At 35.4% G+C, this 18,942-nt stretch carries 24 protein-coding genes; 20 read left to right on the forward strand and 4 right to left on the reverse strand.

The features are described from left to right. Window positions 1-24: 24 nt before the first annotated feature. Complete coding sequence (locus ACGLYD_RS01525) at window positions 25-996, reverse strand: tRNA dihydrouridine synthase (protein ID WP_399630967.1); 972 nt, start codon at window positions 994-996, stop codon at window positions 25-27. A 327-nt stretch (window positions 997-1,323) separates the two neighbouring features. Here ACGLYD_RS01525 and ACGLYD_RS01530 point away from each other — a divergent pair, with 327 nt between their 5' ends. From ACGLYD_RS01530 to ACGLYD_RS01555, 6 genes are all read left to right on the forward strand, one after another. Next, on the forward strand, window positions 1,324-1,500 hold the full coding sequence (locus tag ACGLYD_RS01530; RefSeq protein WP_187046736.1) for a hypothetical protein: 177 nt from the start codon (window positions 1,324-1,326) through the stop codon (window positions 1,498-1,500). A 107-nt stretch (window positions 1,501-1,607) separates the two neighbouring features. Beyond that, on the forward strand, window positions 1,608-1,967 hold the full coding sequence (locus ACGLYD_RS01535) for a hypothetical protein (protein WP_399630970.1): 360 nt from the start codon (window positions 1,608-1,610) through the stop codon (window positions 1,965-1,967). 291 nt (window positions 1,968-2,258) lie between these two features. Continuing rightward, a complete protein-coding gene (locus ACGLYD_RS01540) occupies window positions 2,259-2,624 on the forward strand; it encodes a helix-turn-helix transcriptional regulator (protein ID WP_231885767.1) in 366 nt (121 codons plus the stop codon). Between the two features lie 20 nt (window positions 2,625-2,644). Beyond that, window positions 2,645-3,142 carry an SRPBCC domain-containing protein gene (locus tag ACGLYD_RS01545; RefSeq protein ID WP_067206166.1) on the forward strand — a complete coding sequence of 166 codons (498 nt, stop codon included), beginning with the start codon at window positions 2,645-2,647 and terminating at the stop codon, window positions 3,140-3,142. Between the two features lie 70 nt (window positions 3,143-3,212). Further along, entirely contained in the window at window positions 3,213-3,611 is a 399-nt protein-coding gene (locus tag ACGLYD_RS01550; protein WP_067206169.1) for a VOC family protein, read from the forward strand. Between the two features lie 104 nt (window positions 3,612-3,715). After that, window positions 3,716-4,066, forward strand: a complete 351-nt coding sequence (locus ACGLYD_RS01555; RefSeq protein ID WP_399630974.1) for a DUF2200 domain-containing protein — start codon at window positions 3,716-3,718, stop codon at window positions 4,064-4,066. 142 nt (window positions 4,067-4,208) lie between these two features. On the opposite strand, the gene ACGLYD_RS01560 is transcribed toward ACGLYD_RS01555, so the two are convergent. Then, window positions 4,209-4,778, reverse strand: a complete 570-nt coding sequence (locus tag ACGLYD_RS01560; RefSeq protein WP_187046738.1) for a dihydrofolate reductase family protein — start codon at window positions 4,776-4,778, stop codon at window positions 4,209-4,211. A 543-nt stretch (window positions 4,779-5,321) separates the two neighbouring features. Between ACGLYD_RS01560 and ACGLYD_RS01565 the strand changes: the two genes are divergently transcribed. The 10 genes from ACGLYD_RS01565 (at window position 5,322) to ACGLYD_RS01610 (ending at window position 13,957) form a co-directional block, all read left to right on the forward strand. Further along, window positions 5,322-6,800 (forward strand): S-layer homology domain-containing protein, encoded by a 1,479-nt coding sequence (locus tag ACGLYD_RS01565; protein ID WP_399630977.1) that lies wholly within the window; start codon window positions 5,322-5,324, stop codon window positions 6,798-6,800. 1,075 nt (window positions 6,801-7,875) lie between these two features. Beyond that, window positions 7,876-8,070, forward strand: coding sequence for a DUF4181 domain-containing protein (locus ACGLYD_RS01570; protein WP_399630980.1), 195 nt, complete (start codon window positions 7,876-7,878; stop codon window positions 8,068-8,070). Window positions 8,071-8,086: 16 nt separating this feature from the next. Continuing rightward, window positions 8,087-8,410, forward strand: coding sequence for a hypothetical protein (locus ACGLYD_RS01575; protein WP_399630982.1), 324 nt, complete (start codon window positions 8,087-8,089; stop codon window positions 8,408-8,410). Window positions 8,411-8,456: 46 nt separating this feature from the next. Next, window positions 8,457-9,008, forward strand: a complete 552-nt coding sequence (locus ACGLYD_RS01580; RefSeq protein ID WP_399630985.1) for a hypothetical protein — start codon at window positions 8,457-8,459, stop codon at window positions 9,006-9,008. Between the two features lie 20 nt (window positions 9,009-9,028). Beyond that, window positions 9,029-9,391 carry a hypothetical protein gene (locus tag ACGLYD_RS01585; protein ID WP_399630987.1) on the forward strand — a complete coding sequence of 121 codons (363 nt, stop codon included), beginning with the start codon at window positions 9,029-9,031 and terminating at the stop codon, window positions 9,389-9,391. Between the two features lie 397 nt (window positions 9,392-9,788). Then, entirely contained in the window at window positions 9,789-10,136 is a 348-nt protein-coding gene (locus tag ACGLYD_RS01590; protein ID WP_399630990.1) for a cell division protein FtsK, read from the forward strand. A 290-nt stretch (window positions 10,137-10,426) separates the two neighbouring features. Further along, window positions 10,427-11,257, forward strand: a complete 831-nt coding sequence (locus tag ACGLYD_RS01595; RefSeq protein ID WP_399630992.1) for a GNAT family N-acetyltransferase — start codon at window positions 10,427-10,429, stop codon at window positions 11,255-11,257. Window positions 11,258-11,351: 94 nt separating this feature from the next. Beyond that, the gene (locus ACGLYD_RS01600) at window positions 11,352-11,783 is read left to right on the forward strand and encodes an NUDIX hydrolase (protein ID WP_399630995.1); all 432 of its coding nucleotides are present in this window, start codon (window positions 11,352-11,354) and stop codon (window positions 11,781-11,783) included. 782 nt (window positions 11,784-12,565) lie between these two features. After that, the gene (locus ACGLYD_RS01605) at window positions 12,566-13,606 is read left to right on the forward strand and encodes an alpha/beta fold hydrolase (RefSeq protein ID WP_067206191.1); all 1,041 of its coding nucleotides are present in this window, start codon (window positions 12,566-12,568) and stop codon (window positions 13,604-13,606) included. A gap of 186 nt (window positions 13,607-13,792) precedes the next feature. Further along, window positions 13,793-13,957, forward strand: a complete 165-nt coding sequence (locus tag ACGLYD_RS01610; protein WP_082786492.1) for a histidine phosphatase family protein — start codon at window positions 13,793-13,795, stop codon at window positions 13,955-13,957. On the opposite strand, the gene ACGLYD_RS01615 is transcribed toward ACGLYD_RS01610, so the two are convergent. Continuing rightward, window positions 13,944-14,729 carry a hypothetical protein gene (locus ACGLYD_RS01615; protein ID WP_399630999.1) on the reverse strand — a complete coding sequence of 262 codons (786 nt, stop codon included), beginning with the start codon at window positions 14,727-14,729 and terminating at the stop codon, window positions 13,944-13,946. The genes ACGLYD_RS01610 and ACGLYD_RS01615 overlap by 14 nt on opposite strands. 216 nt (window positions 14,730-14,945) lie before the next feature. Between ACGLYD_RS01615 and ACGLYD_RS01620 the strand changes: the two genes are divergently transcribed. From ACGLYD_RS01620 to ACGLYD_RS01635, 4 genes are all read left to right on the forward strand, one after another. Then, window positions 14,946-15,293, forward strand: coding sequence for a VOC family protein (locus tag ACGLYD_RS01620; RefSeq protein WP_067206194.1), 348 nt, complete (start codon window positions 14,946-14,948; stop codon window positions 15,291-15,293). A gap of 149 nt (window positions 15,294-15,442) precedes the next feature. Continuing rightward, window positions 15,443-16,258 (forward strand): lipid II flippase Amj family protein, encoded by an 816-nt coding sequence (locus ACGLYD_RS01625; protein ID WP_067206197.1) that lies wholly within the window; start codon window positions 15,443-15,445, stop codon window positions 16,256-16,258. Window positions 16,259-16,650: 392 nt separating this feature from the next. Then, window positions 16,651-16,854, forward strand: coding sequence for a hypothetical protein (locus ACGLYD_RS01630; protein ID WP_399631003.1), 204 nt, complete (start codon window positions 16,651-16,653; stop codon window positions 16,852-16,854). Between the two features lie 206 nt (window positions 16,855-17,060). Beyond that, window positions 17,061-17,645: a hypothetical protein gene (locus ACGLYD_RS01635; RefSeq protein WP_399631005.1), complete on the forward strand. Its 585-nt coding sequence runs from the start codon at window positions 17,061-17,063 to the stop codon at window positions 17,643-17,645. Window positions 17,646-18,064: 419 nt separating this feature from the next. Here ACGLYD_RS01635 and ACGLYD_RS01640 read toward each other — a convergent pair whose 3' ends face one another. After that, a complete protein-coding gene (locus ACGLYD_RS01640; RefSeq protein ID WP_340741558.1) occupies window positions 18,065-18,607 on the reverse strand; it encodes a tetratricopeptide repeat protein in 543 nt (180 codons plus the stop codon). Window positions 18,608-18,942 lie beyond the last annotated feature (335 nt).

An 18,942-nucleotide genomic window follows, 5' to 3' on the forward strand; every position in this document is an offset into this window, starting at 1 on the left:
CTATCTCCGTGTCTCGTGCTTGACTTAGCCTAATTCTAAAACTGGCTGTACTAAACGACGGACTTCATCCGTTGAATTTGTATTCATTAATTGGTTTCTTAATTCAGCTGCGCCTTCAAATCCTCGAATATAGATTTTGAAAAAGCGATGAAGTTGCTTAAATGAACGAGGTTCGATTTCGTTTGAATATTTATCGTGAAGATCCAAATGTAAAAGTAATAAAGTGAGAAACTCTTTCACACTATGTTCTTTAGGTTCTTTTTCGAAAGCAAATGGATTGGTGAAAATGCCGCGGCCAATCATGACACCATCAACGCCGTATTGTTCCACTAATTTTAATCCTGTTGCGCGATCAGGAATATCTCCGTTAATGGTTAACAACGTATTTGGAGCAATTTCATCGCGTAGTTTTTTGATTTCAGGGATTAGTTCCCAGTGTGCATCTACTTTACTCATCTCTTTTTTTGTACGAAGGTGAATGGAAAGATTCGCAATATCTTGTTTCAATACATGTCCTAACCAATCGAGCCACTCGTCAACATTTGTGTAACCCAACCTTGTTTTAACACTAACTGGTAATCCACCTGCTTTTGCTGCTTGAATAATTTCTGCTGCAACTTCAGGATGTCGTATTAATCCAGCACCCTTACCATTGGCTGCGACGTTTTGTACGGGGCATCCCATGTTTAAATCGATACCTTTAAACCCTAGTTTTTTCATATCAATACTCATCTGTTCAAAAAATGCTGGTTTATTGCCCCAAATATGAGCGACAATCGGTTGCTCATCTGCTGTAAACGTTAACCTACCACGTACACTGTCTCTTCCTTCAGGGTGACAATAACTTTCTGTATTTGTGAATTCCGTGAAAAATACGTCGGGTTTTGCTGCTTCACTAATGACGTGGCGAAACACCACGTCTGTGACATCTTCCATTGGTGCTAATATAAAAAACGGCTTCGGTAAATCAAGCCAAAAATTATCTTCGTTATTCATTCTATATCCTCCTGTTGCAACAAATAAAAACCATATTTATCGATTGCATAATCCTTTGCCCATTATACATATTATCATTTCTTGTAGTTGGATGCACTGATACACTTCCCAAATATGAACCCAAAAGAGAAGTCGTTTTTCGCACGGTATTGTATATGGGAGATATTTCAAATGGTGTCATAGTGTACCGGGCATGCTAATTGAAAAAAACTGCGATGCAGAGGGGGATTTTATCACAGAAACAACCAAAAAATAACTATGATATAATTATTTGTAAAAGAAAGTGTCGATTCACTAAGGGTGCAATTAAAAATATAGGAGGACAGTATGATCAAGCAGGCTTTAGTTTATAGTGTGTCGTTTTTTATATTCCCAACAGTTTTACAATTTTTATTCAAACCAGAGATAAACTGGGTAGACAATATTGGACTTTCTATTTTTGCATTCTTTGGTTATATTTTCATCGAATGGATGATCAAATCAGCAAAGAAAGATAATAAATAGAATATCTCGCTATCTTGCAATTGGGCGCGATAACTGGATAATAACTGGGAAATCTAGAATTGGCCCAGATTATAAATGGAAATCAGGAAATCAGAAAGGGTACTGATATGAGACTAATTCAGTTTGTATATATAGTGTTACTATGGGGGCTACCCATTCTGTTTGCGTGGCATTCTTTCAACAAAATGGAAGAAGAGAAACGGCGCGTGGTTATAAAAGAAATTAAAGAACCTTTATTTATTTTTGGAGCTGCACCTATAACTATTGGTTTGCTTGTGTTTTTTACTGGTTCTGTTTCGGCACCGGGAATAAAAGTCTTACAACATTCGGGAATGGGTTTAGTGTTCCTTGGTTGGTGTGTAGCGTGGGTGGAGGAATTGGTAAACAGAAATAAAAGTACGTTGAAAAGTATTGCTATGATTGCCATGGGGATATTCGGAATGGTCGCTTATATTTATCTGTATTAAACAAACGGCACGATTGTTGGGGAAAGCTTTCTCACATTTATATAGAAAGATAATTGGAGTTTATGAAGAGATGTATGTATGGTATTGGACCAAAATTTTGGTTAGGGATACTGTTTATATTGGCTATAGTGAAAGATACCAGGTTCTCGTTCAATTCTGAATTGCTTAAGAACCTGGCACTCGACACTGTGAAGGAACCAAAATGCATAACACTTTATTAAAAGGGTAATAATTTTGATAAGGTAGTATGTATTATATTGAAATCATTTAACTAAATGGTTGAATGTGAAAGTGGGAACTGATATATTAAACTACATGGTTAACCATAATGAAAATCAATTAAATGAAATATTTCATGCTTTAGCTGATCCAACAAGAAGAGAAATCATTCATATGATGGCTCAAAAAGAAAGAACAGTTTCAGAGTTAGCAGAGCCTTTTGATATGTCTTTAGCAGCTATTTCTAAACATATAAAGGTTCTTGAACGAGCAAATTTAGTAGAAAGGAACATAACCGGAAGAACGCATATATGTAGCATAAATGCAGAGTCACTGTCTCGAGCTTCTGAATGGCTCCGTTTTTATGAGAAGTTTTGGAGTAATCGTTTTGATATTCTGGAAAGTGAGTTATTGAAAGCCAAGAATAGAGAACACTAAATCATGGGAAGGGGAATTTTATGAACAACATCTCAACAAGAACATTAATAATGAAAAGAGAATTCAATGTAAAACGTGAAAGGGTTTTCGACGCATGGCTGAACCCAGAAATGATGAGAAAATGGTTTTTTACATTGGAAGGCACGAATAAGGTGACACGAAATAATCCTCAAGTAGGCGGTACTTGGGAAATTGTTGACCATCGGGAAGGACAAGATTACCGTGCGATTGGGGAATATCTCGAAATTGATCCTCCGAAAAAAATTGCGTTTACTTTTAAGATGCCACAATTTAGCGAATTAGAAGATACGATTACAGTTGAACTACAAGAACTCCAGCAAGGCTGTGAGATGACGTTCACACAAGTGATCCATGTTTCTCAAGAAGAGAATTGGACAGAGTCAGATGTAGAAAAAGCTCTTGGCGAAACGCATGATGGCTCTGAACATGGCTGGAATTATATGTTTATGGGACTTAAAGAATTAGTTGAGACAGGGAAAGTCAGCTATACAGGTTAAAAACCGTTTGAGTAATTAGTTGAAATAGGGAGGCAACATTACAATTTATGTGAAGAAGGGGAAGTTAAATATGAAAAACGTAACACCATTTTTAATGTTTCAAGGCGGTATTGCAGAAGAAGCTATGAAATACTACATATCACTCATCGAGGATTCAGAAATTAAAAGCATTGCTCGATACGGGGCTGAAGGACCCGGTAAAGAAGGTACAGTTATACATGCTGTATTCTCGTTAAAGGGGCAGGAGTTCATGTGTATCGACAGTCATGTTGACCATGAGTTTTCGTTTACCCCGTCTTTTTCTATCTATCTTACTTGTGAGACCGAAGAAGAAATTGACAGCCTTTACGATAAAATGATGCAAAATGGCACAGCACTCATGCCTATCAATAACTATGGGTTCAGCAAAAAATTCGGATGGCTGAATGACCAATTCGGCATATCCTGGCAGTTGAACTTGCCAGAGTAATCTGGTTGCCAATGGAGTGTGAGATATTTTACAAACGGGCGCTTATCTCGAATAAAGATCAGCGCTCTTTTTCATTTATAGAAATCATTTAGGGAGGATGTATCATGGCGAAACATCAGATTTATACAATGAGTGTCGCAAGAGTCTATCCCTGTTATGTTACGAAGGCGGAGAAAAAAGGACGTACGAAAACAGAAGTCGACGAAATCATCCGTTGGTTGACAGGGTATAGCCAGGAAGAGTTTGAAGCGCAGCTAAAAAATCAGCCAGACATTGAGACCTTCTTTGCAGAAGCTCCCCAACTGAATCCTTCGCGGGCTTTGATCGAAGGTGTGGTCTGCGGTGTCCGAGTGGAGTACATCGAAGAACCAACTATGCGGGAAATTCGCTATTTGGATAAGCTGATTGATGAGTTAGCAAATGGCAAAACGATGGAGAAAATTTTGCAGACATAATAATTGAATATGAAGAAACACTTGTAGCATTGGAATAAAATTTAATTAATAGTATCCCAAAAAAACTCATTCTGGGGAAAATAAAAAGAATCCATTTTGAAAAAAATGATCAAAATAGATTTTTTCCTTATGAAATAGATTATTAATTTCTATTCAAATGATAGATTAGTTGAACAACGCCGGAGGAGAAAGTTCTTGTATTAATCAATTTTAAATTCAACCTCTGTTTTATATCAATAAACAACGGTCTTCCTTCTCCCAAAACAACAGGATGTACAGATAATCTAAATTCATCAACAAGTCCTAAATCGATAAAAGTTGTAATAAGACTTGCTCCACCGTATAACCAGATATCTTCACCGGGTTTATTCTTTAATTTGTTTATTTCCCTTGGTATATTTTCATTTATGAATATTGCTTTATTATCAATCCCTGTTTGTGTTCTGGAAAACACATATTTCTCTTTACTGTGAACCAATTCCCACATTTCTTTTTCAGTATTAGTATCTTCATTTTTTGGAGTATATTGTCCCCATAAGTCGTAACTTTTTCTTCCATATAAAATAGTATCAATTTGATTTAGGAAATCATTAAACCCCATATCAGGATCCATGACACACCAATCAACTTCCCCATTTTTCCCTTCAATAAAACCATCTAAAGTAACTGCTAAATCTAAAATTATTTTTCTTGTTCTTACGTTATTGGACATAATTTTTCCTCCCTTAATTGCTCAACTTTCTGCCCGGTTGCTGAATTTCGTTATGTTATTTTCAACATATATATTCCTACTAAGCCAACAGATGCTTATATACAGTATACAAAGAAGTAGTGCTTAACGCTTGCAAAGTTAAGCACTACTTCTTTTTTATGTTTAAAAACAGCTTATATTCAGTGATGATCTACAGTATTTATAGTTTTTATAGAAAAGGTTTTCTAAAATAAATTATTATCAGTTCTTGAGGTGATGTTGATGAAAGTTCAAGAAGTTTTAATTGATAATACAAAAAAAATGTGCTAATTGATGAAAAAATAGACTGGTATTTCCTGGAGTTATATACCTTAAGAACCTTGATGAGTAAGCGTCAAATATGCGCTTACTCTATTTTGGCGATACTTAATTACACCAGTGATATGTTAGATGAATAGAGTGAACGAATACATAGTACCACAATCTAGTCTGAAAGGCAGTCGTTTTAGACGGCAGCCTCCTATACAATGAAAACTACTTACAGGACTGAAAGGATATGAGCAAATGAAGAAGAAACTACTTATTCTATTCTGTGCACTATTGTTGGTATATAGCCTGCCTTTATCCGGCACGTTCGCTGCAAGCACAGAGCGATTTTCAGATGTACCGTCATCAAAGCATTTTGCAGAAGCTGTTTATGATCTGGCAGAACGCAATATTATCGGAGGCTATCCGGACGGCACATATAGACCCGGCAATTCTATCACGAGAGGACAGGCGGCCGCAATCATCGCAAAAATGATTAAATTGGACACTTCGAATGCAAAGAATCCGGGGTTTAAAGACGTCTCGAAAGCGAACGGCTACTACAAAGCCATCGCAGCTATGGCAGAAAAAAGCATCATCAGCGGCTATGGAGATGGACGTTTCGGTCCGAACGATCCTATTACGCGGGCACAGATGGCTTCGATACTTGTCAAAGCGTTCGATCTGCCACGCTATGACTTCACGTCGTATAAAAGTCCATTCGAGGATGTTAAACGAGGGGCAGGTCATGATCCGAACATTCTTATCATCTATAGACTCGGCATCACGACAGGAACGTCTACTGACAGATTCAGCTCGAACGAGTCCATCACAAGAGGACAAGCGGCTAAAATGCTGAAGGCTACAGAGGAAGCAAAGTCGCCGATTGTTACGTTGCGGGCTAGCGACTACCAATGGGAAGAATTTAAAATGTACGATTCCAATCATGAGGATTACGGTTTGTTCAATGCGGTTGTAGGACGCGATACAGCAAATAGCTATACTGCGGATAAAATCCATTTAGTCCCGCTCCAAGAAGGGACGGGAACATTTAGTGTCGCTTTAGTGTATACGGGAAATCCGGATAAGAAATACTACCAAAAGTATTATGTGCACATCAAAGAAGTGGATGGCGAGCTGAAGTTGACACTGGAAGAGACAGACGATTTTCTAACTACACCAGCTATAATCAGTGTTAAAAAACAAGTCCAGAACGTTTCGCTCTCCACAATGGACGGAAAGAAGCTGTCTGACAATGTGGATTTCAGAAAATGTCTTTCGACCAATCGCTCTGTTTGCCGCGATACCGATCAGACCGATACTGAGGGTAAGTATAATAATATCCGCATTCCGATCGATAAGCCAGGTCAATATATTGCCACTGTCCATTTCGCTGGCGGAGAAGAAGTAAGGTACGGGATCGAAGCGGTAAGTTCTGCTCCGAACTTTTACTATAACCTCCAAGTATTGGAGGAGAAGCCGACTGCGTCAGTAGATTTGGGAGCGACATACAACATAGGAAAGCATATACTACCGAAAGATGCTGAGCAAATTGCCACGGTCACAAGAGACGCGGGAACCAACTTGTTCCATGCAGTAGCAAAGAAAACAGGCTCCTTCGATATTAAGCTACCAGACCACAAAAAGACTGATCTTATAAATATCGGTGTACGTGTTCAGGAATTGGGTCCCATTATTCATGTCGAGATATATGAATCGATCGACACGTATATGTGATTGAATGAGGACTACTAAAAAAGCAGACATGCTCAGCATGTCTGCTTTTCGTAATTGCATGTTACCGGTCCGGCTGAAAGTTCACTGCTACCATCAGTACATACTGCACTGAAATTAACAAAACAGTTCTACCACAAACTAAGGGAGGACATACAGATGAACATGAATGAAATAAAGGGACTTTAGAAAACGGACTTACTATTGACAAATATTCCACTACTAGGATTATTTTATGGTTTAATTCCTCTAGAATCTTTTCCTATGGCTCTAATAAATAGTGTTGGATAAGTTGATGAAATTCTCATGCAGTATTCTTAGATTGCTTTTCGACGCGCATGATTTCAACCAATCCTACCGTAATTAAAGCAATGAAAAGCTGGTTCTAGATCCCTTTAGGTGAGAGGCTGAACAGATGATCTAGCTCGATATACCAACGACTTTTATACATGTCCAATATCTATTTCTCAGTCAATTCCAATCGACTGGTTAGCAGGCTATATATGGAACCTTCCTTGTCCGTAAACTTAAACAGTCGCAGTATTTCCGGGCGAGTTAGTATGGAGACAAGGTCAAAGCGCGTGACAGAATCCAGCTCCATTTCGATTAAGGTAGCCAGTTTAGCGCGGATTCTTTGTTCAATTTCCTCACAACTTCTCCAACGGAATATAGTTGCAAGAATCAAGGATTTGACTAATGTGTATTCAGATAACTTGTCATAGACATAATTGACTAATGGAAACGCCAATACGCCTCGGGGCAATAGAGATTAGTATTGACGAAAGACTATGTCTTGGTCTACACATTACACATTACATATGAAATACTCCTTCATTTATAGTGTAGGGAACTGATATTGTTGTCAGTATCTATTCTACAGAAGGAGCATTTTACTGTATACTCATATAGATTACTATACTTATAAAGGTTGTAATTACTTTTATTTACTGTCGAGCAATGCTATCGGGGACTTGAAATTACCATGTCAATGAAAAACAATCGAAAATAGGTAGGAAAATTAGAATTACCTTCATAGTCCTCATCATTATCGTTTATTATTAATATCTCCAGATTACCAATGGATTCGATTTGGTTTTTTGAAACGTGGTTTTTGCTGTTAATACTTAGTATTTGGACAGAATTAGCTAGAACAGTTATGGAGTGGAAATATGCAGAAAATCGAAATTCCTACAAATTGACAATTTTTCAATTAATATTTATTGTCATATTACTTTCCATTTTATATTGGACTAATTTTTTTGGGAGAGTATAAACGAAGGGGAATTCATATGCCGAATGAAACTGTTAGTGAGTGGTTAAGAAATAAAGGGTTTTCTACTAGTGATATTGATTTTATTGAAACGATTTTAACTTTTACATCTACGGCTAAACAACTTGGAAATAAATTGGACGAGATTAATCAAACATTCCAAAGATCATTTCTTGACAAAAAAGCAGAGATTAATCCAAATTTAACGTTTTCTCAATTTGAGAAATACCTACAAGATAATGGACTATTTATTGAGTTAAATGAGCTGCTGATTAGATGTAAAGCACAAGGTCTCTGTGTGGATATCTGTAATCAATTATTAGAAAGTCAGTTAACTAAGTAAATGGGGATTGTTAAAAAAGCACCTGGCACTTCAAGGAGGCTTCAAATTGAGAAGAAAAAGAACGTTAGGGTTAATTGTAATCATATGCTTAGTTTTGATGACGTTGATTTTTCCGTATTCTTTTTTTAGTGTATATAAGCCAATTGCCTTTAAAGCGGATTCTATCTTTTTTAAGGACTATCGAAATGAACTGAAAGAGTTAAGGAATGTCAATGAACAAAACGAAAGTACGGGTCGTGTAGAATTCTATACTGATTTTATCCTAGACACCTATGAAATGGATTTGATGACGGCTGATAGAGTTAAAGTAAGCAAAAGAGATTTGAATGAGATGTTGGATAGTATTAGGAGTTTGAGAAATTTAATTTTAATCATAGTTTTCAATGAAGAGCTCTCGTCGGAATCCAAAAATTATCTTGACCTAAGCTTGCAACGGTGCCTGCTAATTGAGGAAAATATCGTAAGGATTAAAAGCTTTCCTTATTATACGAGATTCCAATTAATCACTCTTATTAAAAACCTTCAAAATGATGTTCAAATGAGTTTCGACATGTATACGCATTTTTATGAAGAGTATTATGGATTAAAAAGTGATTGAGAAATTGGTGAACGCCAGGCATGATTGATACTGCTGTGCAAGAATATAAAATAATGCTTTCAAACGAAGGGATTGAGGATATGAAGGTAATGATTTATAGTTTTTTTGTAATTATAGGTCTTATAGTTGCAACTATTTTAGGCATCTTTGGTCAAATTATAGCTTATGATTTTAATGAACGTTTCCCAACAATTGAGTTAACAACAGCTATAACTATCGTAACTTTCATTAGTATTGGATTATATATAATTATCCCTATTTCATTATTTATTTTCAATAAAACCGAAAAAGTAGTCCTTATTGTGAGTGTTATTGCGTGTGTCTTAATAGGGCTTCCGATTTCTATATGGTCATTTTTTGTTTGGGGGATGTGGATGGGTTAATTTAATAAAACCAGTAGCAGGTTAATACATAAAGGTCCTGTTTTTGGAAATGCATTAGATTTTGCTTGTGAAACACTGGGTGCTAAAAATATGAGATATCATAATTACTCTAAAGTTTTTACGGTTAGTAAGGAAGAAGGGATATGGTATACCTTTTTTAGAGAGAGAGGTTATATCTACCTTGAAACAAACTTTACTGATTATGAGCTTGGTAAAAAATACATAGTACCTTACATTGCTATAAATAGCTGGTACTGGACAATATAAACAGTTGTTTTTAACAATTGAGCGCGATTGCTTAATAAGCGATTGCGTCCAAATCGCACAAACGAGCCAGAGTGCAAAAGATCGAAATTAAATGATAGAGGCTGGATTAACGGGAAAGTAGGTGTGATTTATGAAGGCATTTAAAAAAACGATCGAATTCCTAAATAGAATGAAAGTCATCGACATATGGGGGGACAGAAACGAGAGCTTATCCAATGATGATAAAGAATATATAGACAGAAAAAAATCTCAAAATCCTTATGGGCTTATAGGAATGATATTGGGTGGAATTGCGTTCACATTTGGACCTCAGTATGGTTTTATTCCTGTTATTACCCTTATCTTTTGCATAGTTACATTTTTTACATTTGATAAAGAAAAAGAAGATAATCCTTGGCCTTTTTACGTAGGTATAATGCTTTCATTGATCGGCTTAATCATGGTTATTACTGGGGAAGTACACGATCTGATATTTTAATATCTTTTCTTGAAAGGCTTCATCCTCATAGGACATGCCTATCTCATTTCTGTATATTTACTGGCTAACTATGGATTAGCAGCTTATTAAATGAACGGGCGTGATTATTGAATAGAACATCTTCGGCGATGGGGCTGCCCTAAAGCGAACCATATAAAGCAAATGGGCCATATTGTTGAAGAACAGGTAGATTGTAAAGTGAAGGGATGTACTTAAACAAACAAAGAAGGATTGTTAAAAAAGAAAAGGTTCCTGAATTAGTTAATTTCCGGCAGATAAGGAGGTAAGTAATGATATCAGAATTAAAAAAGTCAGAATTTTTTAAATGCAGATATATGTTATATGAGCAAGGTCAATTAGAAGCTAAAGCAGTCGTCGAAGGGATAAATCCAGGTCGTATTTTTGTAGATGATATTGAATCTCCTGCTTCGGGACTTATTTGGTTAGGTAATAATGACGGTTTTTTCTTTATTGGAGATGAAAGAAACGAAGGGTTCAATACCGAATTAAATCATTTTATTGATACAGTAATCATTCTAGAAGCAAAGAAGGTGGGATTAACTTGGTTTGAGGGGATTGGTAATCATAATAAGTGGGATGAGACTATTATAAAGGTGTTTGAAAACCGCAATTTAGGAAGTTGGAATCAGAGGGTTTATACTTTACAAAAAAAAGATTATAAAGGCAACTTCGAACTTACTATTGAAGAAGGATATAAAATTGTGAAAATTAGTAAAACACTTTTTAAAAACAGTGATAAATCAATTGAAAATATTGAGTTTTTACATTCCAAAATAGTAGAGTTCTGGTCTTCACCCGAAAGGTTCTTTAATGAAGGCTTTGGATACGGTATAGTTTGTAAAAGTAAAATTGTTAGCGTCTGTTTTTCGGGTTTTGTAGTTGATAATGTACATGGTGTTGATATTGAAACCTTGGAAGAGCATCAAGGTAAAAAGTTAGCACAAAAAGTAGCCATTGCTTTTGTAAAAGATTGTTTGGAAAATAATCTTGTTCCTTATTGGGATTGTATGGAATCTAACAAACCTTCAATTGCGGTCGCAAAGAGTATAGGATTCAGGAATGTATTTAACTATATAGGTTATGAATTTAAGTTTGAGTAATTTTTACTTCAATTGAATAGAGCAGTTACTGGAGGAAGAATTATTGAACTGATGGAGATGAAAAGTTAACTAACACAAAAGAGGGGGCAACGTTTTGGGACAAAACACATCACATATTTACACACCATCTAAGCACTTTGTTTCAGCTGCAACGATTGTACTCAACGATCAAAAGGAAATTCTGCTAATTAAAGGACCTAAGAGAGGTTGGGAAATGCCAGGTGGAATAGTCGAGGAAGGTGAGTCTCTGAAAGATGCTGCAATTAGGGAAACTAAAGAGGAGTCAGGTATTGATATTGAAGTTCTTAAATTCTGCGGAATATTTCAAAACGTGGATAAGTCAATTTGTAATACACTCTTTATAGCTAAGCCGATTGGTGGTAAATTAACAACTTCGCCAGAAAGTTTAGAAGTGGGATTCTTCCCTATTGAGCAAGTTCTGGAAATGGTAACTTTTGGGAACTTCAGGCAAAGAATAGAACACTGTCTTGATAACAGTATTCAACCATTTTGTGTAGAGTTTTAGGTCCTATGGAAATTAGTAATAACGGTATTGCTCATTAAAATTACGCTGTTAGTTGAACAAGACGAGTATGATAATCTTCCACAATCGGGTACGAAGGTTGAGTAAAAATCAATTGAGTGGGGTGATTACTATAGCAAATATAATTCGTGAAACTGGATTTAAAAGATCAATTATTTTTTTTATATTCGCTGTAGCAAAATAAGAAATGTATTTAAGGCAGAGGAAGTAGGAACATCTCTTATTAAAAAAGTTCTAGAGACTATAAAGATTTACACCATTTTAATTTTACCGTTAATTATTATGGCTGCATTTTCAGAAACTTACATTGCAGATATAATATTTAGCCTGTTTGAATAGCGAAATTCAAAAAATGGACGCGATTCTGGGTGCAAAACGTTCCTGGCTCAAATGAAATGTGGTCACACAATTTCGGTAAAGGTTAAACAGTTATAGTGTTCTAAAACTGAAGGGGGATGTCGAGGAGTCGAATGAAGAGGTAACGCTCTGAAAGGCTCCTCTTGCGTCGAGTAGCACACTGATTGGTAAGATATTGCGTGGTATAAGCTAGGCTATTAGCGGCGAAAACTGGTGATAAATTCAAAGGCTTACCAATCATTCTAATTAACTCTGTTCAATCAGCTACAAATTACTCTTTATTAAATTATGGCACCTTTTGCAAAAGAAATTCAAAAATAATCAATATCCATCACATTTATTAAGAGCATGTTTTGTTCAATCGTATATTGGGATGGTGTTAAATAGAAGGGAATAAACTAAATTAGATGAAACGTATAAAGAAATTAATGAAATATATTGCAATCACTATCGTAACAGTACTCGTAATAGCGCTCTTCTTTCCTACATGGACACCCAATATAAAAGGAGATAACAGTATAAGTACATTAGAACAAGTAGAGATAAATGGAAGTGGTCACGAAATTATGATACGTGGCAACGATAAGGATAATCCTGTCATCATTGTCGTACATGGAGGACCTGGGGCTCCGGAAATACCATATGCCACTAAATACGCAGACTTATTGGAAGCCAATTTCACAATTGTTAATTACGATCAAAGGGCAAGTGGAAAATCATATCACTTTTTTGAGGACTATTCTACTCTTTCAACAGACTTATTGGTAGATGATTTATTAGCTTTGACCGAATATATATCAGAACGGCTTGAAAAAGAAAAGGTTATACTGATGGGGCATTCTTCTGGTACATACATTGGAATACAAGCTGCTTATAAATCCCCCGAAAAATATGAAGCATATATTGGGATTGGGCAAATGGGTGAAACAAAGGAAAGTGAGATTGAAAGTTTAAAATACTCTATTAGCCAGGCCCAAAAGGATGGTAATGCGGATGATGTTTTAGATTTACAAGGACTCACCGAGCAAATTAAAAATGGCGATACGGTTACACCAAGAAACTATGTTATGAAATACGGCGGGGCTGTTAGACTCATTGATAACCCCGATGGTGATAATATAGGTGTTTTATTGAGCAGCGAGTATAACTTATTAGACGTTATTCGTTACAACTATGGTATGGGGTATTCCCAAGAAAAGTTGTTAAGTGATCTATTAGAAAATCCAATACCTACCATTGTAACAAAACTTGAAATTCCTTTGTATTTCGTCATGGGTAAATACGATTATATGACTTCCTCTAATGCAGCAAAGAAGTATTTTGATATGATTGAAGCCGAACATAAGGAATTTATTTCTTTCGAGAAATCAGCACATTATCCACAATTTGAAGAGAAAGAAAAATTTAATGAATGGATGTTAGATACATTCATCAATAAAAATAAGTAATGCGTCATTTTACTTACTTTGAAAGGAAGATTGTTGTCAAAACTTGTACTTAAGCTATCAAAATCAGATTACCGGTAGGCGAATTTCCGTTAAAGAGTGCGAAAATCGAATAGATTTTCTTAAGGCAATGGGACTGTTCTAAAGGATACCAGACATGGAGAGACTATATGGAATCCACAAAATAGGATGCAAGGTTGGAGCGACTCTGAGTTAACAAAGAGTGGAGGTAAAAGTGCGGTAGCGTTAGAGGAAAGAGTTAAGGAGATTGATTTTATTGCAATCTATTTTAGTCCGAGTAAAAGAACAGCCTTATCAACTTACATGATAAGGCAATGGTTCACTGTTTTTTAGATTTTTCACGTTCATTTTTTTGTTTTAGCTTTAACCAAAAATCGGGTGGTTGATAACTAATTAAAGAATAATCGAGTTCGGCTCCATTAGTTGCTAACTGAACTAACAAATATTTCTCCTTATTACTCGGGTATATATCTGCTGTTTTAATGTTTATAACCTCAACTCCTGTTCGTTTAGGTGTCCCAACAACAACAACTTGATTTCCTTTTGTATAAACATCTGTGATATTTGTTTGGAACACAACTATATACAGATCAAGGTCTGATTCATTTGTAGCAGTATTAAAAGCAATACCTACATCCTGTTGAAAATTTAATTCAGCTGAAATACCAATGGCATAAAAAGGGAATATCCGGTGGAGAGAATAGTGTATTCGAGAAGGAACATAGCTCCATCTTCCACCCCAATATGTGCTATGCCAGTTTTCTTCATATATTGGTCTAATATAGTTCGGTGCGCTTTTAATTACTTTAAAAGGGATTTTTGTTCCTTCTTTTAACACTTGTGAAATAGGGATGACATCAGTAGGGAAATGCACCTCTGTTCCTTTTTCGAATGGAAAAGGTGAATCAAGAATTGTGGTAGGCTCGGGTGGTTCGAGACTATCTAAACGTTGTTCCAATTCGTGAATTCGTTCCTGTTCATTTTTATCACTATTCGGTTGCGAGAAAGATAACTCCATCGATTTTGTATTTATGGACTTACTGTAAACAAATAAGCTTAAAATAATTGAAAAACAAACAATATAACCAATCCTTGTTTTTAACATATTCTAATCACCTCACCATATTATCTGCTTTTACGAGGGAGTTATGCGTAAGATTAGTTATTAAAAAAACGGGGGCTTTACTTCATTTAGGGGCTAAACACCCTTTTCAATTCAACTACAGGGGCAGTATTGTAGAAAAAGGAACTATAATTTAAATCTCGTATATCTAATGTAATCGGTTAGCTAAAATTTGATGACAGACAGGAGTTAGAGACGATGATTAAAGGTTTCGGAGGAATATTTTGGAGAACTAATAATCTTGAAATTGTGAAAAAATGGTACAGTGAAGTGTTGAAAATTGAAATAGACAATTGGAATGGGGCTGTGATAAAACCCCAATTAGGAAATGAGACTATCTTTTCATTCTTTACGGAGAATGACAGTTATTTTCCAACAGAACAACAAGTGATGTTAAATTTCCAAGTACATGATTTAAACGAGACTATAAAGCATCTTGAACATATTGGTGTACCTCTTGCAAAGAAAAAAGAGATTAGTGAATTTGGAAAGTTCATTTGGATTAAAGATCCTGAAGGTCGATTGATCGAGCTTTGGGAGAAGTAGCAGGTTGTAATCATTAACTAGTAAGCTAACGGGTGCGCTTCTACAACAAGTAGAGGCGCATTTTTACTAACTGGGCAGTTGAGTTAAACAAGAAATTTGATTATGTGGTATTATTAGGTAATTATAAAAGCTGAAGTAGGGGAATTTATTTGGAATTTATTTCAGAAAAGTTATTGTTTATATTTTTGTTTATTTTTGTAATTCACTCAATAGAAACCCTCGCTTATGCTGTTAGGTTATCAGGTGCAAGGGTAAGATTGATTGCTTCTGCTCTATCTCTATTTAATTTAATGGTTATTATTTCAAGACTAGCTAATATGATGCAGCAACCTTTTACAGGAAGCCTTATAGATACTGCACCTACTGAAAATACTTTAGAATTTGTAGAGAGCCAATATAGAATACTTATAAGCGCTTCAACATTTGGGACATTAGTTGGTATCCTTTTATTACCCACTTTTATTGCCATATTTTCAAGAGCTATAATCCATTTATCAGAAGAAAGAGGTTCAATTCCAAGTTTAGTTAAAAAGGGAATATCCTTTGAATATATAAAGCGTGGGATAAAACATTTTAGTTTACCTAAGCTAAGTTATTTGAAAGATATTAGGATAAAAGAAATTCCTCTAAAATTATTTTTTGTAAATATGATAATCACTGCAATATATACCATTGGGGTACTATCTGCTTTGTACGCATCATTATTGGCACCAGATAGAGCTTCAACAGCCATTATGGCATCTGGACTCATAAATGGTGTTGCGACTATTCTTCTTGTAATATTTATTGACCCCAAAATTTCTGTTCTTGCTGACGATGTAGTTAATCAAAGGGGAAGCTACTTTACACTAAAGAGCATTTCTTTAATGATGATTGCTTCAAGATTATTTGGAACTCTACTTGCACAGGTATTATTTATACCCGGTGCTAAATATGTAGCATGGTTTACAAAATTTATGATTTAATAATTATCGAGGTTGTTCAACTAACAGGGGGGTTACTGTAACAAGATTCAATAAGAAAAGTCGATTCCTCAATATATAGGAATTCGACTTTTTTGTTGTAATTCAATTATTGTACAAACTTTACAAAATGCTGACTAACATCCTTTCTGTCTATTCAGTTGGCGTTGTAGGACGTACGGCAGCCCTTTCGTCATTCAACTGAAGAAAAGTATGTACTCCAGCCGTTGCAACGGTGTACCCCCTATTAAAAAATAGCCCTGTTCAACTTATGAGAGAGTAACTGTTTAGTTTGAATTGGTGAAACTTTCCAGTCGCAATGAACGTATTAGTAGTAGAAAGATACCTTATTCAAGTAACGGACAGTTCAGTTAAAGATAAAAGGGGTGAGGTATATGAGTGACCGATTTGAACTAAGTTTTAAAAACAAGGTAGTTAGAATGTGGTTGATTATTATGGTGCCAGCTGTAATAGCAGAAATATTAATTATGCAATTTACTGTAATTCCAGTATTTCCTTCAATATCTTGGACAATCTTTTTTATTTGGCTTTATTTTTATAAGAGGAAACAGAAGAAAGAGCATTCCGTTTCTTCGTGATTTTATTCTAAAAGGATTGGTTAGTTCCTGTTCTTATTAAACTAACCGTAGCTTTAGTTCAACAACAGGGGCTCCTTAGCGAGCTCTTTTTCCTTCTTAACTTACGGGACAGGTTAGTTGAACAAGCAGGTTATATTTAGATTGGTGTCGAAGTACTTTATTTAGATGAAGAAATAATAGTATACATACGGAGTAGGTGATAATAAATGACTTTCTTATATTTTATAGTTGGCTACTGTGCTTTATATTTAGTGATTTGGTTACATGAAGTTGGACATGGGGTCGTATATGCAAAATATAAATGCAAAGACAATCCTTTTAAAGTTCATGTGCCATTCTATTTATTCTTCTCTACACCCCAGCCTATTGATGAAAAAAAGGCACAAACTCTAACTAGTAAACAGTATTTTAATGTTGGTATAGCGGGAATAATAGTGAATCTTCTTATTGGTATCCCTATATCCTTCCTTTTCCTAAACATTGAGTTTAATAACTCTATTTTAATTTTCTTTTTTTATTCTTTTGCCTTATTTCATTTAGTGGAGGCTGCAAGTTACTTGACAATTAGCAATATTTTTCTTGCAAGTGATATGATAACTGTACAAAACTACAAACCAAAATTAAGAATACCCTTATTTTTAATAGGAATATTCTTAGTTGTCCTAATCACTTTCATGCTAATCAAAAGTCCTGATAGTTGGAAACTGGGATACATTATTTCAATTATAATCATGATTTCATGCATGGGATTAGGAAGAATGGTCTTTAGCCGAAGAACACGGACTGCGTAGGTAACTCGTGTTCTTATTGCACTAACGGAATGCTTTAGTTGAAGAGTTGACTACCTTTACAAGACACTTTTTTCTTGTTGCGTATTGGAGTTAACTACTTCTGTGATTCGGTGTTATGTTTACCTGGTGTGCATAGCGTATGCAAGGTCATTCAGCGAGCGAATCGATGGTTCGCGTATGAAGATAATTATATTCTTGTTCAACAAACGGGACATTTTGTGGAATAGTGGTTTGAATTCGATACGTTTGTTGAAAACAACCCTTATAAAACTTTTGTATACATAAAAAAACGCAGTAGGAATTCATTCATGAATTGCACTGCGTTTTAATTTAATTGTTTTAAAATAAGTTATTTAACAATCTAAAAGAGAACGAATTAGATTCAAATCAGAACATCTAGTCTTAATAATTTTCAATCATCACCAGGTTTCATCAAGGTGATCAGCATAGTACGAAATCCCTCTTTTGAAGTATTGAAGATTTTCATCAGACGTTGTTTCCATCAAATTAGTCAGAACAATTTCCATTGCCTGTTTATAGTTTTTTGAATTGTACAGAGCCATTGAGTAAAAAATTTGAAGGCCGCGGTGTTCAGGAAACTCTGTCACACCTCGACGTAAAGTTTCAACTGCTTCTTGATAGTAACCCAAAGCACGGTAGGTACTGCCAAGACCGAGTAAACATCTTTGAAGATCTGGTCCTGCGAGACCTTGCTCGAGAGCCTTTACATAATAGGGGATAGCTTCCTTGCCTAATCCAGAATTATCATGAGCAATTCCCGCCTGATAGTTGACTTCAGCATGATCTGGATAGGTAGCAACCATTTCTAAAAGGAGAGTACGTGCTTCCTTCAGAATGTCTTGGTCTTGCTTAGCACGCCCATCTTCACGCAATTCAATAGCTTTGTCTAAAAGTAAACGCAAATTTGTTTTATCCGTATTATTTACTATTTTATCATTCATTTTTTTAACTCCCTCAAATGTAGTACTGCAAATGGCAAAGTGACGATGTAATCACAATACTCGCGGGGAATTTATTAATTTTGAAAGTGGTTTTGTAAAAACAGTATCATTGTCCTTTAATCCTCCTTAGAAATCAAGAATGAACATTATTTTCTTTTTTATAGTAATGTTTATGCTGATATATGTCAATGAAATGTTAGAATAATCAGTTGTATTGGAGGCGACAATAAAAACCGCTAAGTAATAGGATTGAAGCACTCTTTTCTTCTTCAACTAAAAAGCAGTTACGTTAATGAAAGAATTTGTTGTAGAAATCAAGAATTAATATAGCAAGC

The sequence above is a fragment of the Sporosarcina sp. SG10008 genome (genome assembly GCF_044569405.1).
In the GTDB taxonomy this organism is placed as follows: domain Bacteria; phylum Bacillota; class Bacilli; order Bacillales_A; family Planococcaceae; genus Sporosarcina; species Sporosarcina psychrophila.

Coding starts and splice junctions, on each gene's coding strand:
- ACGLYD_RS01525 (WP_399630967.1), bottom strand. CDS start 996: ATGAATAACGAAGATAATTTTTGGCTTGATTTACCGAAGCCGTTTTTT.
- ACGLYD_RS01530 (WP_187046736.1), top strand. CDS start 1,324: ATGATCAAGCAGGCTTTAGTTTATAGTGTGTCGTTTTTTATATTCCCA.
- ACGLYD_RS01535 (WP_399630970.1), top strand. CDS start 1,608: ATGAGACTAATTCAGTTTGTATATATAGTGTTACTATGGGGGCTACCC.
- ACGLYD_RS01545 (WP_067206166.1), top strand. CDS start 2,645: ATGAACAACATCTCAACAAGAACATTAATAATGAAAAGAGAATTCAAT.
- ACGLYD_RS01550 (WP_067206169.1), top strand. CDS start 3,213: ATGAAAAACGTAACACCATTTTTAATGTTTCAAGGCGGTATTGCAGAA.
- ACGLYD_RS01555 (WP_399630974.1), top strand. CDS start 3,716: ATGGCGAAACATCAGATTTATACAATGAGTGTCGCAAGAGTCTATCCC.
- ACGLYD_RS01560 (WP_187046738.1), bottom strand. CDS start 4,778: ATGTCCAATAACGTAAGAACAAGAAAAATAATTTTAGATTTAGCAGTT.
- ACGLYD_RS01565 (WP_399630977.1), top strand. CDS start 5,322: ATGAAGAAGAAACTACTTATTCTATTCTGTGCACTATTGTTGGTATAT.
- ACGLYD_RS01570 (WP_399630980.1), top strand. CDS start 7,876: ATGGATTCGATTTGGTTTTTTGAAACGTGGTTTTTGCTGTTAATACTT.
- ACGLYD_RS01575 (WP_399630982.1), top strand. CDS start 8,087: ATGCCGAATGAAACTGTTAGTGAGTGGTTAAGAAATAAAGGGTTTTCT.
- ACGLYD_RS01585 (WP_399630987.1), top strand. CDS start 9,029: ATGATTGATACTGCTGTGCAAGAATATAAAATAATGCTTTCAAACGAA.
- ACGLYD_RS01590 (WP_399630990.1), top strand. CDS start 9,789: ATGAAGGCATTTAAAAAAACGATCGAATTCCTAAATAGAATGAAAGTC.
- ACGLYD_RS01595 (WP_399630992.1), top strand. CDS start 10,427: ATGATATCAGAATTAAAAAAGTCAGAATTTTTTAAATGCAGATATATG.
- ACGLYD_RS01605 (WP_067206191.1), top strand. CDS start 12,566: ATGAAACGTATAAAGAAATTAATGAAATATATTGCAATCACTATCGTA.
- ACGLYD_RS01610 (WP_082786492.1), top strand. CDS start 13,793: ATGCAAGGTTGGAGCGACTCTGAGTTAACAAAGAGTGGAGGTAAAAGT.
- ACGLYD_RS01615 (WP_399630999.1), bottom strand. CDS start 14,729: ATGTTAAAAACAAGGATTGGTTATATTGTTTGTTTTTCAATTATTTTA.
- ACGLYD_RS01620 (WP_067206194.1), top strand. CDS start 14,946: ATGATTAAAGGTTTCGGAGGAATATTTTGGAGAACTAATAATCTTGAA.
- ACGLYD_RS01630 (WP_399631003.1), top strand. CDS start 16,651: ATGAGTGACCGATTTGAACTAAGTTTTAAAAACAAGGTAGTTAGAATG.
- ACGLYD_RS01635 (WP_399631005.1), top strand. CDS start 17,061: ATGACTTTCTTATATTTTATAGTTGGCTACTGTGCTTTATATTTAGTG.
- ACGLYD_RS01640 (WP_340741558.1), bottom strand. CDS start 18,607: ATGAATGATAAAATAGTAAATAATACGGATAAAACAAATTTGCGTTTA.